At 63.2% G+C, this 13,911-nt stretch carries 15 protein-coding genes; 8 read left to right on the plus strand and 7 right to left on the minus strand.

The window, feature by feature from the left end:
* Positions 1-70 precede the first annotated feature (70 nt).
* Positions 71-1,300: an NAD(P)/FAD-dependent oxidoreductase gene (locus D5400_RS18845; RefSeq protein ID WP_126011659.1), complete on the plus strand. Its 1,230-nt coding sequence runs from the start codon at positions 71-73 to the stop codon at positions 1,298-1,300.
* Between the two features lie 7 nt (positions 1,301-1,307).
* Here the strand turns inward: D5400_RS18845 and D5400_RS18850 are convergent, their stop codons facing one another.
* Positions 1,308-2,453: a GGDEF domain-containing protein gene (locus D5400_RS18850; RefSeq protein WP_126011661.1), complete on the minus strand. Its 1,146-nt coding sequence runs from the start codon at positions 2,451-2,453 to the stop codon at positions 1,308-1,310.
* A 129-nt stretch (positions 2,454-2,582) separates the two neighbouring features.
* Positions 2,583-3,287 (minus strand): glutathione binding-like protein, encoded by a 705-nt coding sequence (locus tag D5400_RS18855; protein WP_126011663.1) that lies wholly within the window; start codon positions 3,285-3,287, stop codon positions 2,583-2,585.
* 241 nt (positions 3,288-3,528) lie between these two features.
* On the opposite strand from D5400_RS18855, the gene D5400_RS18860 reads away from it, so the two are divergent.
* The 3 genes from D5400_RS18860 (at position 3,529) to D5400_RS18870 (ending at position 6,280) form a co-directional block, all read left to right on the plus strand.
* Entirely contained in the window at positions 3,529-4,305 is a 777-nt protein-coding gene (locus tag D5400_RS18860; protein ID WP_126011665.1) for a sulfite exporter TauE/SafE family protein, read from the plus strand.
* An 89-nt stretch (positions 4,306-4,394) separates the two neighbouring features.
* Entirely contained in the window at positions 4,395-5,786 is a 1,392-nt protein-coding gene (gene fumC, locus D5400_RS18865) for a class II fumarate hydratase (RefSeq protein WP_126011667.1), read from the plus strand.
* 107 nt (positions 5,787-5,893) lie between these two features.
* Positions 5,894-6,280: a DoxX family protein gene (locus D5400_RS18870; RefSeq protein ID WP_126011669.1), complete on the plus strand. Its 387-nt coding sequence runs from the start codon at positions 5,894-5,896 to the stop codon at positions 6,278-6,280.
* Between the two features lie 183 nt (positions 6,281-6,463).
* Here D5400_RS18870 and hisG read toward each other — a convergent pair whose 3' ends face one another.
* From hisG to D5400_RS18890, 4 genes are all read right to left on the minus strand, one after another.
* The gene (gene hisG / locus D5400_RS18875) at positions 6,464-7,153 is read right to left on the minus strand and encodes an ATP phosphoribosyltransferase (RefSeq protein WP_126011671.1); all 690 of its coding nucleotides are present in this window, start codon (positions 7,151-7,153) and stop codon (positions 6,464-6,466) included.
* Complete coding sequence (locus tag D5400_RS18880; protein WP_126011673.1) at positions 7,150-8,286, minus strand: ATP phosphoribosyltransferase regulatory subunit; 1,137 nt, start codon at positions 8,284-8,286, stop codon at positions 7,150-7,152. Before D5400_RS18880 ends, hisG begins: the two co-directional genes overlap by 4 nt.
* A 7-nt stretch (positions 8,287-8,293) precedes the next feature.
* A complete protein-coding gene (hisS, locus tag D5400_RS18885) occupies positions 8,294-9,832 on the minus strand; it encodes a histidine--tRNA ligase (RefSeq protein WP_126011675.1) in 1,539 nt (512 codons plus the stop codon).
* Between the two features lie 104 nt (positions 9,833-9,936).
* Positions 9,937-10,395, minus strand: a complete 459-nt coding sequence (locus tag D5400_RS18890; protein WP_126011677.1) for an SRPBCC family protein — start codon at positions 10,393-10,395, stop codon at positions 9,937-9,939.
* 63 nt (positions 10,396-10,458) lie between these two features.
* Here D5400_RS18890 and D5400_RS18895 point away from each other — a divergent pair, with 63 nt between their 5' ends.
* A complete protein-coding gene (locus tag D5400_RS18895; protein ID WP_126011679.1) occupies positions 10,459-10,782 on the plus strand; it encodes an ArsR/SmtB family transcription factor in 324 nt (107 codons plus the stop codon).
* A gap of 84 nt (positions 10,783-10,866) precedes the next feature.
* Positions 10,867-11,352: a hypothetical protein gene (locus D5400_RS18900; protein WP_126011681.1), complete on the plus strand. Its 486-nt coding sequence runs from the start codon at positions 10,867-10,869 to the stop codon at positions 11,350-11,352.
* Between the two features lie 7 nt (positions 11,353-11,359).
* On the opposite strand, the gene D5400_RS18905 is transcribed toward D5400_RS18900, so the two are convergent.
* On the minus strand, positions 11,360-11,998 hold the full coding sequence (locus tag D5400_RS18905; RefSeq protein WP_126011683.1) for a DNA-3-methyladenine glycosylase I: 639 nt from the start codon (positions 11,996-11,998) through the stop codon (positions 11,360-11,362).
* Between the two features lie 176 nt (positions 11,999-12,174).
* Here D5400_RS18905 and D5400_RS18910 point away from each other — a divergent pair, with 176 nt between their 5' ends.
* Both D5400_RS18910 and D5400_RS18915 read left to right on the plus strand, forming a co-directional pair.
* Positions 12,175-12,945 carry a L,D-transpeptidase gene (locus D5400_RS18910; RefSeq protein WP_126011685.1) on the plus strand — a complete coding sequence of 257 codons (771 nt, stop codon included), beginning with the start codon at positions 12,175-12,177 and terminating at the stop codon, positions 12,943-12,945.
* A gap of 102 nt (positions 12,946-13,047) precedes the next feature.
* Positions 13,048-13,746 (plus strand): L,D-transpeptidase, encoded by a 699-nt coding sequence (locus tag D5400_RS18915; protein WP_245451362.1) that lies wholly within the window; start codon positions 13,048-13,050, stop codon positions 13,744-13,746.
* Positions 13,747-13,911 lie beyond the last annotated feature (165 nt).

The raw sequence follows: 13,911 nt of genomic DNA on the forward strand, positions 1-13,911 counted from the left end.
ACCTTCCGGAACCAAAAGCGGCTCGGGCCATTGTGGGCGATACTTCCTCATTCTCCCGGGCAACCTTTCCATGGCCGACGACACTCTGACGCGCCAACGCGATCTGCGCGAGGCCGAACCTTTGTGGGCGCAGACACCGCGCATCACGCTCATGTCGCGCAAGGCTGTGCCGGTGCGTCACTTCGATGTCGTCATCGTCGGGGCAGGCATCAGCGGCGCGCTGATGGCCGACGCACTCGCGGATGGAAAACGGTCGGTCCTGGTCATCGACCGCAGGCGCGCCGTCCACGGCAGCACGATGGCGTCCACCGCGATGATCCAACACGAGATCGACGTGCCGCTGCACAAACTGTCCGGCATGATCGGAACGGCGAAGGCAAACCGCGTCTGGCGCCGCTCGGCATCATCGGTGGATGCGCTGGCCGAGCGCGTGGAAGAACGCGGCATATCCTGCAGCATGAAGCGCAAGAAGACGCTTTATCTGTCAGGTGACGAATTCGATGCCGATGCGCTCGCCAAGGAGTACGACGCGCGCAAGAAAGCAGGCCTCGACGCGGAACTGCTCGACCGCGACGAGGTCGCGGCACAATTCGGTCTGGATCGCGAGGCCGGCATCGTCAGCGATGCATCCGCATCGGGCAATCCCGCACAAATGGCTGCGGGCTTTTTGCGTGAATCCTTCAAACGGGGTGCCGAGCTCGTCGAAGGCATCGAGATCACCGACCTGCGCGAAACGAGCGATGGTGTGGTGCTCGCCACCAGCGACGGTAGTTTGATCGAAGCCGGACACGCCATCTTCTGCACGGGATACGAATTCCTCGAAACGCTCGCCAGCCAGAACCACGACGTCGTGTCGACCTGGGCGCTCGCTTCCGCTCCCGGGCTGACGCTGCCGGACTGGCTGTCGGACCACCTCGTCTGGGAGGGCTCCGACCCCTACCTCTATTTTCGCTCCACCCGCGACCAGCGACTGATCGTGGGTGGGGAGGACGAAGACGACGGCGAAGCCTTCGCCGATCCCAAGAAACTCAAGACCAAGACCACCACAATCACCAAGAAGATCGAAGCCTTGCTCGGCATGAAGATCGGCGCACATGATGCCGCCTGGGCGGCGGCATTCGGCACGACGAAGGACGGCTTGCCACTCATCGGGCGCGTGCCGGAGATGAAGCACACCTTCGCGGTCATGGGGTTCGGCGGCAACGGGATCACATTTTCCAAGATCGCCGCCGAAATCGTTTCCGCCGAGATCGCCGGTCAACCGGATCCTGACGCCAAGCTCTTCGCATTCAGCCGTTGATCGGGCGTCAGGCGGCGAGCGTCTCGGCCCGATTGCGACCGTTGCTCTTGGCCTTGTAAAGCAGTCGGTCCGCTTGAGCGACGACCGTGTCGAAGTCGGCGGCACCGTCGCAATGGAGCATGCCGGCCGAGACGGTGACCCGGATCGCGCGTCCGCCGTAGCCCATCGTGCATTGGGCGATCGCTTCGATCAGGCGTGAGAGGCGCCGCTCGGCGTCACTTGTGTTCGCCCCCTCGAAGAAAAGCGCGAACTCCTCGCCCCCGACACGGGCAACGAGATCGCCTTCGCGCGCGTGGTCCCGGAAGATACGAGCGCAGGTGCGCAGTACCGCATCACCGGCCGCATGTCCGTGCTGGTCGTTGATCGCCTTGAAGTGATCGATATCCAGAAGCGCAAGCGCAAAGGGCTTCGCGACCCCGGCAGCGCAACGGGCACGCAACTTCTGCTCGAAAGCGCCGCGGTTGAGAAGCCCGGTCAGGAAATCGTGGGAAGCCGCCTTCTTCAGTTCGGCGGCATTGCGCTCATAGGCCAACGACAGAGCAAAGGTGCCGGATGCGGTGATGTAAACCGTGGAGACGATGAGGTGGGCGAGAAGAGCCAGATCCCGCGGCACGGTGTTGAGCATCGAACTGCCCTCGACGAGGCCTTGCACAACGCGCAAGCCGAAGGACAGGCTGATCAGGCAATAGGCGAATGCGAGACCATATCGAGACCACAGTCGGTCCTGATGATCGCGAAAGAATTCCCAGGCGGTGAGAACGGCAAGCGTCGTCAGCGCGATGTTCACCAGCGTGTAGACGATGCCGTAAGCATTGACGAAGGGCGGGAGAAGGCAAAGCAGGAGGAAACCTGCAGCCGGCCCGATCACGACGAGATTGGAAACGGCGCGGCCGGAGAATTCCCGCGCCGCCCGCCAGCGCAGACCAAACCCGAGAATGAGCATGAGGTTGGGAAGCAGAACCCCGATGCTTCGCGGCAGCAGATCCTGAACGATGAACGACGCAAGACCGACGCCGAGAATAAGGCTCGACAGCCACCAGGACGTCCAATAACGCTCCTGTTGCCTGAAGCCCGCTACGAAATAGACGGCGGCGAGCACCAACAGCATCGTCGCGTTGACACCGAAGATGACCTTGGCGATCAACTCAATCATAGGCTTTCGGCCCCCCAGAAGCCATGGGAGGGCAGCCCCACCTGCCCTCTCTCAGCTATCTGGCCTGCGCTTACCTACGATTGTGTTACCATGATTGTGTAAACCGGGCCGCAGACGCAAAACTCGGCGTCAGTCGGCAGCAGGGATCTTGAAGCCCGTTTGGCTGGCGGGGCGACTCATGCAGCGATCGAGCCACGCCATAACGGCCGGAAATTCCGCGAGTTTCAGATGATCCTTTGCCTCGTAGAAGAGGTCGAGGGTGCGGACCCAGGGAAAGAGTGCGATGTCGGCGATGGTGTAATCGTCGTCCATCATGAAGGTGCGGGACTGGAGCCGGGTTTCGAGCACCGACAACAGACGTCGCGCTTCGTTGCCGTAGCGCTCGACCGGATAAGGATCCTTCACCTTGTCGGCGGCGAATTTGTAGAAATGCCCGAACTGGCCGAACATCGGCCCAACGCCGCCCATCTGGAAGTAAACCCATTGCAGCGTCTCGATGCGCCTCGCGGGATCCTGCGGCAGGAGCTTCCCGGTCTTTTCGGCGAGATACTGAAGGATTGCGCCCGATTCAAAAAGCCCGATCGGCTCGCCGCCAGGGCCGTTCGGATCGATGATCGCGGGGATCTTGCCGTTGGGGTTGAGCGACAGGAATGCGTCCGTCTTCTGATCATCCTTTCCGATGCGAACCAGATGTGCCTCGTAAGGAAGCCCCAGTTCCTCCAATGCGATCGATACTTTGACGCCGTTGGGCGTGGCGAAGGAATAGAGTTGGATCGCATCGGGTTGCGTGGCCGGCCACCGCTCGGTGATCGGAAAATCTGAAAGCTGCCGCATCAGGTGAAGCTCCTTGCTTTTTTCATGGACGATCTGTCAGGCCATAGGTGGTCTCTCCTTGAGCCATTGCCAGACCCGGCAACGACAACGCGCCGTCCACGGCAAAGCGCCAGCCGCGATTGCGCAGGGAACGTCCATGGCGCAAAGCTGTTCGCCGCGATGCCGCGATGACGCAATTGTGGTGCTTTCGGGAAGCGGTCGGCAGCCCTAATGTCCGGCGACCTCAGGCTGGAGATACCAGGTGCTCGACTTTTTCACTTTCGCTCTCGTCGGCTTCCTCGCCCAGGCAGTCGATGGCGCGCTTGGTATGGCTTATGGTGTCATCTCCTCCACCGTGCTGCTCGGCGTTGGTCTGCCGCCTGCCCAGGTGTCCGCATCGGTCCACGCTGCAGAACTCTTCACCACCGCTGCGTCTGGCAGCGCACACCTCTATCACCGCAACATCGACTGGAAACTTTTTGCCCGGCTCGCTCCGTTCGGCATCATCGGCGGCGTGACCGGCGCCTATGTGCTGACCTCGATCGACGGATCGGCGATCAAGCCCTTCATCACCACCTATCTGGCCGCGCTGGGCGTCTGGATCTTCGTTCGCTCCTTCCGCAAGCTTCCGAGCAAGCCGGTCAGCGGCAAGCTGGTGGCGCCGCTTGGCCTCACGGGTGGCTTTCTCGATGCCTCGGGCGGTGGCGGCTGGGGGCCCATCGTGACGACCGGCCTTCTGGGAGCCGGCGGCGCGCCGCGCTATGTGATCGGCACCGTGAATGCGAGCGAGTTCCTGATCACCCTTTCGGTGTCGCTGGCCTTCCTCATCGCGCTCATCACCGGCCATTGGGAGGATGCTGGCGACCTTTCCAACCATCTTGCCTCCATCGCCGGGCTGATCGTCGGTGGCCTGATGGCAGCGCCGCTCGCCGGCTGGATGGTCCGCCACATTCCGGAGAAAGTCCTTCTGCGCGCCGTCGGCGTCGTCATCTGCACACTCGCCATCACGCAGACGATCCAGCAGCTTTTCGGCAGTTGAGCCGGCGTTCAGTAGCCTCTCCGGTTGTCATGCCTGTCGCCTGCCCCCATCTCCAGACAAGCCCACGTCATGAGCAACAAGGAGACGGCATGACCGCCACCCGCACGGAAACCGACACGTTTGGCGCCATCGACGTTGCCAATGACCGTTACTGGGGCGCGCAGACCGAACGCTCGCTCATGAACTTCAAGATCGGCGGGGAGCGGATGCCTGCGCCTCTCGTACACGCGCTCGGCACCGTCAAGCAGGCCGCGGCGGAGACGAACATGGCGCTTGGCCGGCTGGATCCGGCGATCGGCAAGACAATAGTGCGCGCCGCCGCCGAAGTCGCCGCCGGCAAGCTCGACGACGAATTTCCCCTGGTGGTCTGGCAGACCGGTTCCGGCACGCAGTCCAACATGAACGCCAATGAGGTGATCTCGAACCGGGCGATCGAACTGCTTGGCGGGACGCTTGGCTCGAAGACGCCGGTTCACCCGAACGACCACGTCAATATGAGCCAGTCGTCGAACGATACGTTTCCGACAGCCATGCACATCGCCGCCGCTGTGGAAACGCGCAAGGCGCTCATTCCCGCACTCGACCATCTCGCCGGAGCGATCGGTGCGAAGGCCGCCGAGTTCGACGATATCGTGAAGATCGGCCGCACCCATACGCAGGATGCGACGCCTCTGACGCTGGGCCAGGAATTCTCCGGCTACCATGCGGCACTCGTGCGTGCCCGCCACCAGATCGAGACATCGCTCAATGACGTGATGCTTCTGGCGCAAGGCGGCACCGCCGTCGGCACCGGTCTCAACGCACCGGAAGGGTTCGACACCCGTTTTGCCGCCGAGGTCGAAAAACTGACCGGCCTTCCGTTCCGGACCGCGCCGAACAAGTTCGAGGCGCTCGCATCCCACGGCGCGCTCGCCCATTTCCACGGCGCTCTGGCCGCGCTTGCCGGCGATCTCTTCAAGATCGCGAACGATATCCGTTTTTTGGGATCCGGCCCTCGGTCCGGTCTTGGCGAGCTCTCTCTGCCGGAGAACGAGCCGGGCTCGTCGATCATGCCGGGGAAGGTCAACCCAACCCAGGCCGAAGCGCTGACCATGGTGGCGGTGGAGATCCACGGCAACAATGCGGCTGTTGGTTTTGCCGCGAGCCAGGGCCATTTCGAACTCAACGTGTTCAAGCCCGTCATCGCCTTCAACGTTCTGCGCTCGATCCGGCTTTTGACGGATGCGATGCGTTCCTTCGCCGACAATTGCGTTGCCGGCATCACCGCCAACCGCGATCATATCGCCGATCTCGTCGGGCGTTCGCTCATGCTGGTCACGGCGCTTGCTCCAACCGTTGGGTATGACGCTGCTGCCGCGATCGCCAAAGCTGCGCACAAGAACGGAACGACGCTGAAAGAAGAAGCCATCAAGAGCGGCAAGGTCACGGCGGAAGATTATGACCGCCTGGTTCAGCCCGCCGACATGGTGCGCCCCGGCTAGTCCGGCCCATTGTTCACTTCAGGAATACGATCTGTCGTTGTTCGTTCATCTATGTTAGGATCTGAACTTCTGTCATTGGAGGCTGAACCGCATCTCAAGGACCTCCCATGCCCAACAGCACTCTCGTACTCGTCGCGCGCGTTTTCCTCGCGCTTCTTTTCATCGCCGGCGGCTATGGCAAGCTTGCTGGTGGCCCGGCCGGATTTGCCGGATATCTTGGTTCGCTCGGTTTCCCGGCACCGCTCTTGTTCGCCTGGGCAACGATCGCCGTTGAACTGATCGGCGGCATCTTCGTTCTCGTCGGTTTTCAGACACGCCTTGCTGCCTACGCCTTGGCTGCATTCTGCGTCGCCTCGGCCGTCGTCGCGCATTTCGACTTCGCCGATCAGAACCAGATGACGCAGTTCCTCAAGAATCTCGGTCTTGCTGGCGGCTTCCTGCTGCTCGCTGCAACCGGCCCCGGCACCCTTTCGGTCGACGGCCGTCGCCGATGATTTTTTCGGGGCGGGTCAGTGATCCGCTCCGATCAGGCCGCGTATTGATCATCAGAACGGCAGCCATCCTCCCCCGATCTCCAGCCGTTCCCTCCTGCCGGGCGTTCCCCGACAACCCGGCACCCAAAAGGCCGCCTCCCCCTCCCGGGAGTGCGGCCTTTTCTATTTCCGACAAGATTGATGTCAGGCGCCGAACCGCGCGGCGAGCGCCTCGGCGGCTTCTCTGCGGGTTGGGTCGGTGGTCAGGGCGCGCACGAGGCAGGCTTCTGAACGCAGGATGACGCCGTCTTCCAGTACCTTCAGATGGTTGGCCTTCAGCGTCGAGCCGGTCGAGGTGATGTCGACGATGATGTCGGCAGATCCCGCAGCCGGTGCCCCTTCCGTTGCGCCCAGGCTTTCGACGATCCGATAGAGCTGGATGCCGTGCTTGGCGGAGAAGAAATCGCGCGTGAGGCGCCAGTATTTCGTGGCGATCGCCAGCCTTCGGTTGTGGCGCTGGCGGAAATCGGCAGCGACGTCGCCGAGATCGGCCATGGTCTCCACATCGAGCCAGATCTCGGGCACGGCGACGATGACATCCGCATGGCCGAAGCCGAGACGTGGCCCGATCGCGACGCGCCGCGCGACGTCGGGGATCGTTTCGCGGACGAGATCTTCGCCCGTGATGCCGAGATCGACACCGCCATTGCCCAGCTCGCGAGCGATCTCAGATGCGGAAAGAAAGGCGACGTCGATGCCGTCATCGCCGACGACCCGGCCGCGATAGGAGCGCTCATTGCCCACCATCTCGATCGCAAGCCCGGCCTTGGCGCAGGCCGCCAGCGCATCGTCCTTCATCCGGCCCTTGGAGGGCAACGCAAGCGTGATCGTCATGCCGCACCCCCGGCTTTGCCATCGGCCTGGCGCACCGCGGTGATCCGATCGAGCCAAAGCGAGAAGCCGACGGCCGGAATGGGCTTCGCCGCGCCAAGAAGCGTCAGCATGCGGTCATAGCGCCCGCCGCCGGCAAGCACCTGGCCCGCAGCGCCGATTTCGAAGACGAGGCCCGTATAGTAATCGAGCGGCCGGCCAAAGGCGGCGCGATAGCGCATGGCCGAAACGTCGCCACTTCGGTTGCGGATCGCCGCCACGCGGTGGTCGAAGCGCGAGAGTGCGGCGCGCAGATCCAGCCCCGCGGCATCGGCGAAGCTGGCAAGGGCTGCAGGCGCTTGCGCCAGTTCAACGTCGAGCGCCAAGAATTCCGTTAGAACGGAGAAGGCATGAGCTTCGAGCCGCGCTTCCGACAGCTCATGCTTTTCCAGAAGCCGGTCGGCGATTTCTTCCGGCGTGCGGCTTGCATTGGAGGAATAGCCGGTCGCGTCCATGAGGTCGGCGATATGGGCGACGAGCCCTGCCCGGTCGTTGGCTTCCACGAGACGGCTTGCCTCGCTCGATCCATTGCCCGCCTCTCCGCGCGACAGGGACGACAGCATCGCGTCGAGAGCGGCACGATCGCCGAATGCGCGGACGAGACGCCGCTTCCAGCCCTCAGGCAGACCGAGCGCGGCGAGCACGGCCTCGAACACCGTCTGATCACCGATCGTCACCGCAAGGCCGGAATCTTTGGCGAGAAGTGCCCGCAGCACCTCCAGCGCATCCGACACGGCGCGCGCATCGGCTGCGGCCACGTCGTGATCGCCGAGATCCTCGATGCCCGCCTGATAGAATTCGTTCGGACCTTCGCGGCGTTGCCGGAAGACCTCGCCGAGATAGGCATAGCGCTTCGGCGTGCCGGCATTGCCCTCAATGTGGCCCATGCAGACGGGGATCGTGAATTCAGGCCGCAGGCACAGCGCTTCGCCCGTCTCGCTTTCCGTCGTGAAGATGCGCCGCCGCAGATCCTCCCCCGCCATATCGAGAAAGGGCGCAGCCGGCTGGATCACCGGGATCGTCACCAGTTCGGTGCGACGCCCGGCCAGATCCTTGAGCAGCGCATCGGTAAAATCCGGAAGGTTCAGAAGCGGCATGAAACCCTCATGCGCCGCCCATCCGGTCTTTGGCCCGGTCCTCATCCTGCGCGGCGAGCATTTCGCGCACTTTGGCGACAAGTTCGCTTTCGGGCACGGTCACCTGCGCGACGCGGGCTTCGCGCCACGCGGCATTGTCCTCGATGCCTTCCGAGGCACGCTTGCCCTCGATCAGGTCCTTGATCTGGATAACGCCCTGTTCCCGCTCGTCGCCGCCTTGAATGATCGCGATCGGACAATCGCGGCGGTCGGCGTATTTCAGCTGGTTGCCGAAATTCTTCGGGTTGCCCTGAAACATCTCGGCCCGGATGCCGGCATTGCGCAATTCCTGGGTGAAACGCTGATAACGGCCGAGCGCCTCGATGTCGCGGTCCATGACGGTGACCAGCACGGGCGCGGCGACTTGGTCCTGGCCGAGCTTGCCGAGGTTTTTCAGCGCCGTCATCAGGCGCGAAACGCCGATGGAGAAGCCTGTCGCCGGAACTGGCTGGCCCATGAAGCGCGAAACGAGCCCGTCATATCGCCCGCCGCCGCCGACCGAGCCGAAGCGCACAATCTCACCCTTCTCGTTGGGAATTTCGGCCAGCAGTTCCGCCTCGAAGACGGGGCCGGTGTAATATTCGAGGCCGCGGACGCAGGAGGGATCTATGCGGATGCGGTCCCCGCCGTACTGAGCACTGTAAAACAGAGTGCTCATATCCTTAAGTTCCTCCAGGCCTTCGAGGCCACGAGAACTTGAAGCAATCGTGGTCGCCTCAAGGTTTGCGAAAAATGTTTCGGTTCCGCCGTGCTGAGCCGCAACTATGAAGTCGACCAAACGCTGCTGCTGCTCCTCATCCAGCCCCGCACCTTTGGTGAAATCGCCGCTCTCGTCCTTGCGGCCTGCGCCCAGCAATTGCCGCACGCCTTCAACGCCGAACTTGTCCAGCTTGTCGATCGCACGCAGCACCGTCAGCCGGCGTTCGGCATTCTCGTCGCCGCCGAGACCGATGGCCTCCAGAACGCCATCCAGCACCTTGCGGTTGTTCACGCGGATCACGTAGTCGCCGCGCTTGATCCCCAGCGCTTCCATCACGTCGGCCATCATCATGCACATTTCGGCGTCGGCCTGAACGCCCGGAGCGCCCACCGTGTCGGCGTCGAACTGCATGAACTGGCGGAAACGGCCGGGGCCGGGCTTTTCGTTGCGGAACACCCAGCCGGCGCGGTAGGTGCGGTAGGGCAACTGGATGTCGTTGAAGTTCTCGGCCACGTGGCGGGCGAGCGGCGCGGTCAGGTCGTAGCGCAGGCTCATCCACTGCTCGTCGTCGTCCTGGAGCGAGAACACGCCCTCGTTCGGCCGGTCGCTGTCGGGCAGGAACTTGCCGAGTGCGTCGGTGTATTCGAACATCGGCGTTTCGACCGGATCGAAGCCGTAGCGCTCGTAGACGGCCTTGATCTTCGCCACCATCTCGTCGGTCGCGCGGATGTCGGCGGGAGAACGGTCGCCGAACCCGCGCGGCAGGCGGGCCTTCAGCTTCTGCGGCTTTTTCTTCTTATCGGACATGGGGAACCTGGCGACGAATGCGTCACGTTTGACTTCAGCTTTTCAGTCGCGGTTCCTAAAGGATCGGAATGGTTGCCGCAAGTTCGGCCGCCCGCATGGCAGCGCTACTTGAACATCCCGTCGCGCAGATTGATGCCGTGTTCGACATAGGCCTTCAGCGAGCACAGCATCTGCATCCAGCCGCCGCAATTGCTGTAGGAGTTCTTCACGCCTTCCGCCGTCTCGAGCCAGCCTTCCTCGGAAATGGTCACGAGCGTGCGGTCGCCATCGAGCGGTGCAAATGTCATCGTCACGGTCGTGTCATAGGGTCGGCCAGCCTCGTCCCTGTCGGCTGCCTCCCACCGCAGCACGATGCGTCGCGGCGCGTCCATTTCCTCCACCTTCACGGGGAACGCGCCGGGAAAATCCGCGAAATCCCAGGTTACCGTGGCGCCGGCCTCGAGGCGCCCCTTGGCGCCGCCTGTCGTGAAATAGCCCGACAGCTTGTCGGGGTTGGCGACGGCTTCGAACACGTCGTGGATCGGGCGCGCTATGCGGCCGGACACCTTGAATCTGAGATCCATCCTATCCTCCATCGGTCTTGGGATCCGCTTGTCGATCAATCCATTGTGTTATAAAAATATAACATGTCAAGCGAATCGAAATCCGACCTCGTTTTCAAGGCTCTGGCCGCCCCGGTTCGCCGTCAGATCTGCGACATGTTGAAGGACGACCCGAAGACCACGGGAGCGCTTTCCGAGCTTCTGCCGAAGCTCGACCGCTGCACGGTCATGCAGCACCTAAAAGTGCTCGAGGCGGCCGAGCTCATCATCGTTGAACGCCGAGGCCGGGAACGGTGGAATCACCTCAATCCGCTGCCGATCAAGCACATTCACGACCGCTGGATCGGTCCGCATGCAGCAAGCGCGGTCGAGCGGCTGGCACGGCTGAAATCGACGCTGGAAGCATGAGCGCGGGCGGCCGCGTTTAAGCAGCTTCTCAACTATCACGGGAAGGCGTATGATCGAGGAAGTCATCGAACAGGAGTAATATCCATGCTTTTCGGAATGACTGCCTTCACACTCTTTCACGTGGTTCTGAGCCTGGTCGGCATCCTCGCCGGCTTCGTCGTGTTGCATGGCTGGCTGACCGCACGGCGCCGCGAGCACTGGACCGAGGTGTTCCTGATCTCGACCGCCGCGACCGTGATCACCGGCTTCCTGTTTCCGATCGCCACGATCACACCAGCTGTCGGCGTCGGCATCGCATCCACCGTGGTGCTCGTGGTGGCGATCTTCGCCCGTTACTGGAAGCATGCGGCGGGGCACTGGCGCGAGACCTACATCGTCTCGGCGCTTATCGCGCTCTACCTCAACAGCTTCGTGCTGGTGGTCCAGGCTTTCCAGAAGGTGCCGGCCTTGAACGCGCTGGCCCCGACGGGCACGGAACAGCCTTTCGCGCTGGCGCAGGGCCTGCTCCTGGTGTTCTTCATCTTCGCGGGCTTCCGGTCGCTGCAGCGCTACCCGATGCTGCCGGCCTAGATTTGGATTACGCCGGACGGGCGAACGCCGCCCGTTCTCGCTCCACCTCGTCGCGCATGCAGCAGCCTTCGATATGGTCGTTGACGAGGCCCATGGCCTGCATGAAGGCATAGACGGTGGTCGGGCCGACAAAGGTCCAGCCGCGCTTTTTCAAATCCTTCGACAGGCGCTTGGAGGTCTCCGTCGTCGGGTTGGCGATCAGCGTAGCGTGGTCTAGCCGTGCCGGGCGGCTTGCCGCATCGGGCTCATGCGACCAGAAATAGGCGGCGAGCGACCCGAACTCGTCGCGCATCTCGATCGCGCGGGCGGCGTTGTTGATGGTCGAGACGATCTTTCCGCGGTGGCGCACGATGCCGGCATCGCCTAAGAGGCGCGCAATATCCCCGTCATCGAACCGGGCGACTTTGTCGAAATCGAAACCGGCGAAGGCGTTGCGGAAGTTTTCGCGCTTGCGCAGGATTGTCAGCCAGGACAGGCCCGACTGGAACCCCTCCAGGCAGATTTTCTCGAACAGGCGCTGGTCGTTGGCGACCGGCCTTCCCCACTCGGTATCGTGGTAATGGGTGTAGTCCGGCAGATTGCCGTGCCAGAAGCAGCGCGGGCGGCCGTCCTCGCCCTCAAGCAGTCCATCTCGCGCCGTTTCCATTCGTCGTCCTCTCTTTAACGCACCGCTAACCGCATCGCTCAACCCGGCGCTAACCGTCTTGCGCGATGGATCGAGCAAAGCCCGCTCGAACGCCACCCGATTTACCATTGGTCATCACGCCGGTGCCAGGATCGTTCCAGTTTTAGGCACTTTTCCTCCGGCTGGAGATATCACCGATGAAAACGACCGTCTGCCTGTTCGCGCTACTGGCCAGCGCTGCCGCCTGCCTGCCCGCCCAGGCGCAGGACCGCTACGCCACCCGGCCGCCCGTGGTTTTGAGCCCCGACCTTTCGGCACCCTGGGTCATGCAGTTGCACAGTGCGGGACCTGTCCACACCAATCGCGGCCTGTTCCAGCGCCGCCGCCTGCCCAATGCGGCAGCCGTCCAGATTCCGCGCGAACGCTCCGAGCCGCGCCGCTTGCGCGCCCAACCGCAGGTTCAGCAGGCGTCGGCAGCAGGCCAGGCCGTGCAGGCCCCGGTCGGCACGCTCGATCCGAAATTCCTGCCGCAGACGGTCGCCTATACCGGCGGCCATGCGCCCGGCACCATCGTCATCGATACGAGCCAGCGCTTTCTCTATCATGTGGAAGCAGGCGGCCAGGCGCGCCGCTACGGTGTGGGTGTCGGCAAGGAAGGTTTTTCCTGGCGCGGCAGCGAGAGGGTAACGCGCAAGGCCGAATGGCCGGGCTGGACGCCGCCGGCGCAGATGATCGCGCGCGAGCGTGCCAAGGGCCGCATCCTGCCGGCACACATGCCCGGCGGCCCGGAAAATCCGCTTGGAGCACGCGCACTCTATCTCGGCTCCACGCTCTATCGCATCCATGGCACGAACCAGCCCTACACGATCGGCCAGGCCGTTTCGTCCGGCTGCATCCGCATGCGCAACGAGGATGTCATGGAGCTTTACGAGCGCGTGTCGGTCGGTACCCGCGTGGTGGTTCTGTAGGCGAAAATAAACCATCACGCGGTATATTCGCGCGTCATGCAACTTGAACGCAGATCGTGCGTTCAAGTGCAGATGCTGCTCAAGAGGCTGGGGATACCGCCAATGTCGTTCACCATGAAGCTTACCCAATCGGTTGCCGTATTGGCGATCGGCGTGACGCTTGCTGCGCCGGCCGGCGCGTTCGTGCGCAGCCCCCATGCGGTTCCGGAACCGCAGCCCTATCAGGCGCGCGCCAGCCAGCCGAACATGCCGGCGCCGCAGTTCCAGCGTGCCCAGGTCGCGTTCCAGACCAGCGAGCGACCGGGCACGATCATCGTCGATACGTCGTCCAAATATCTCTACTTCGTCGAAGGCAACGGCATGGCGACGCGCTATGGCGTGGGCGTCGGCAAGGACGGCTTCGGCTGGTCGGGCACCGTCAGCATCGGCCGTAAAGCCGAGTGGCCAGGCTGGACGCCGCCGGCCGCCATGCGCGAGCGCGAGCGCGCCAAGGGCAACATTCTTCCGGCCTACATGGAAGGTGGCCCGAACAATCCGCTCGGTGCGCGCGCCATGTATCTCTACCGCGGCGGACAGGACACGATCTACCGCATCCACGGCACCAACCAGCCCTGGACGATCGGCCAGAACATGTCCTCCGGCTGCATCCGCATGATGAACGAAGACGTGACCGACCTCTACGCAAGAGCCGGCGTCGGCACCAAAGTCATCGTGACGGCAACCGGTGCCGGAAACCTCTATTCCGACCTCGGCACGCCGCAGACCAGCAGCAACACCGGCTTCGGCTTCTTCGGCGGCTGAACGTCGACCTCACGGCCAAGGCCTCGCGTCAAACTCGAATCACGCGAGGCTTGGGCTCAACCACGCACGATGCCCCGTGGGTCACCACCGGTAGATCCTCGGGACGAGCCCGAGGATGACGCGTAGGAGAGTTTGAGGTTTCGCCGCAGGCTTTCCCGTAATTGC

This window comes from Georhizobium profundi (assembly GCF_003952725.1).
GTDB classification, from domain to species: Bacteria; Pseudomonadota; Alphaproteobacteria; order Rhizobiales; family Rhizobiaceae; genus Georhizobium; species Georhizobium profundi.

Bases quoted from the DNA above. Each gene is read 5' to 3' on its own strand.
- D5400_RS18910 (WP_126011685.1), top strand. From the start codon at position 12,175: ATGAAAACGACCGTCTGCCTGTTCGCGCTACTGGCCAGCGCTGCCGCC.
- D5400_RS18915 (WP_245451362.1), top strand. From the start codon at position 13,048: ATGTCGTTCACCATGAAGCTTACCCAATCGGTTGCCGTATTGGCGATC.
- D5400_RS18900 (WP_126011681.1), top strand. From the start codon at position 10,867: ATGCTTTTCGGAATGACTGCCTTCACACTCTTTCACGTGGTTCTGAGC.
- D5400_RS18850 (WP_126011661.1), bottom strand. From the start codon at position 2,453: ATGATTGAGTTGATCGCCAAGGTCATCTTCGGTGTCAACGCGACGATG.
- D5400_RS18905 (WP_126011683.1), bottom strand. From the start codon at position 11,998: ATGGAAACGGCGCGAGATGGACTGCTTGAGGGCGAGGACGGCCGCCCG.
- D5400_RS18895 (WP_126011679.1), top strand. From the start codon at position 10,459: ATGTCAAGCGAATCGAAATCCGACCTCGTTTTCAAGGCTCTGGCCGCC.
- D5400_RS18855 (WP_126011663.1), bottom strand. From the start codon at position 3,287: ATGCGGCAGCTTTCAGATTTTCCGATCACCGAGCGGTGGCCGGCCACG.
- D5400_RS18890 (WP_126011677.1), bottom strand. From the start codon at position 10,395: ATGGATCTCAGATTCAAGGTGTCCGGCCGCATAGCGCGCCCGATCCAC.
- D5400_RS18870 (WP_126011669.1), top strand. From the start codon at position 5,894: ATGCCCAACAGCACTCTCGTACTCGTCGCGCGCGTTTTCCTCGCGCTT.
- D5400_RS18845 (WP_126011659.1), top strand. From the start codon at position 71: ATGGCCGACGACACTCTGACGCGCCAACGCGATCTGCGCGAGGCCGAA.
- fumC (WP_126011667.1), top strand. From the start codon at position 4,395: ATGACCGCCACCCGCACGGAAACCGACACGTTTGGCGCCATCGACGTT.
- D5400_RS18880 (WP_126011673.1), bottom strand. From the start codon at position 8,286: ATGCCGCTTCTGAACCTTCCGGATTTTACCGATGCGCTGCTCAAGGAT.
- hisG (WP_126011671.1), bottom strand. From the start codon at position 7,153: ATGACGATCACGCTTGCGTTGCCCTCCAAGGGCCGGATGAAGGACGAT.
- hisS (WP_126011675.1), bottom strand. From the start codon at position 9,832: ATGTCCGATAAGAAGAAAAAGCCGCAGAAGCTGAAGGCCCGCCTGCCG.